This window comes from Inquilinus sp. (assembly GCF_057815775.1).
Map to the genome: position 1 here is coordinate 1 of NZ_JBYRFX010001029.1, position 1575 is coordinate 1575.

At 69.8% G+C, this 1575-nt stretch carries 2 protein-coding genes; both read left to right on the forward strand.

The annotated features are described in order from the left end of the window. Positions 1 to 352, forward strand: a 352-nt coding sequence (locus AC3XYG_RS36690; RefSeq protein ID WP_489144843.1) for a GMC oxidoreductase, incomplete at its 5' end; no start/stop codon positions are given. Between the two features lie 42 nt (positions 353 to 394). Continuing rightward, a partial coding sequence (locus AC3XYG_RS36695; RefSeq protein ID WP_489144844.1) for a pyridoxal phosphate-dependent decarboxylase family protein occupies positions 395 to 1575 on the forward strand: 1181 nt, incomplete at its 3' end.

The following is a 1575-nucleotide window of genomic DNA, read 5'->3' on the forward strand; positions in this document are numbered from 1 at the left end:
CGAGGAGGTGCTGCAGGGCAGCCGGCTGGCGCGGCGGATCATGGCGGCGCCGAGTCTGGCCGCGATCACGGTGGAGGAGATGCCGGACTCCGCCACGGCCCAGACGGATGACGAATTGGTGGACTGGTTCCGCGCCAACAGCGGCTCGATCTACCACCTGTGCGGCAGCTGCGCGATGGGGCCGGATGCGGCGAATTCGGTGGTCGACGCCAAATTGAAGGTGCACGGCCTGGCCGGCCTGCGCGTGGTCGACGCCTCGATCTTCCCCAACGTCACCGCCGGCAACATCAACGCCCCGACCATGATGGTGGCGGAAAAGGGCGCCGGGCTGATCCTTGCGGATGCGGACTGACATCGCCTATCTCTCGTCCGTCAGACTCAGAGGACGGACTTGATGGATATCGAAGCATTCCGTCGCTATGGCCATCAGCTCGTCGACTGGCTGGCCGACCACCAGGCCGGGGTCCCGGCGCGGCCGGTGCAGGCGCCGACCGAGCCCGGCGCGGTCAAGGCCGCGCTGCCGCGCACCGCGCCCGACCAGCCCGAACCGTTCGAGGCGGTGATCGCCGATCTCGACCGGCTGATCACGCCGAACCTCTCCTACTGGCAGCACCCGCGCTTCTTCGGCTATTTCCCGGCCAATGCGCTGCGCGCGGGCATTCTCGGCGATCTCGTCAGCACCGGTCTCGGTGTTCTCGGCCTGTCCTGGCAATCGTCGCCGGCGCTGACGGAGGTGGAGGAGGTCGTGACCGACTGGTTCCGCCAGATGGTCGGCCTGTCGGACAGCTGGACCGGCGTCATCAGCGACACGGCGTCGTCCTCCACCCTGGTGGCGCTGATCTCGGCCCGCGAACGCAGCAGCGACTACGGCTATGCCGGGGACGGGCTACAGGGCGGCGCGGCGCCGCTGACGGTCTATGTCTCCGCCGCCGCCCATTCCTCGGTGGAGAAGGGCGCGCTGCTCGCCGGCTTCGGCCGCAACCATGTTCGCCAGGTGCCGCTCGACGCGGATCAGGCGATGCGGCCCGACGTGCTCGAAGACATGGTCAAGGCGGATCTGGCGGCGGGGCTGCGCCCCTGCGCCGTGGTCGCCACGACAGGCACCACCGCGACCACCGCGATCGACCCGGTGGCGGCGATCGCCGCCGTGGCCCGGCGGCATGGCCTGTGGCTGCATGTCGATGCCGCCATGGCCGGCAGCGCCATGATCCTGCCGGAATGCCGCTGGATGTGGGACGGCATCGAAGGCGCCGACAGCATCGTCATCAACGCCCACAAATGGCTCGGCGTGCCGTTCGACTGCTCGCTGTACTATGTCCGCGACGAACAGCACCTGCTGCGGGTGATGTCGGCGAACCCGAGCTTCCTGCAATCGGCGGTGGATGACCGGGTCCGGAATCTCCGGAACACCGGCGTCCCGCTCGGCCGGCGGTTCCGGGCGCTGAAGTTGTGGTTCGTGATCCGGGAGCAGGGGGTGGCCGGGCTGCAGCGGCGGCTGCGGCGGGATCTCGGCAACGCCCAGGCCCTGAAGCGCCTGGTCGAGGCCGCGCCGGGCTGGCGCGTGCTGGCGCCGGT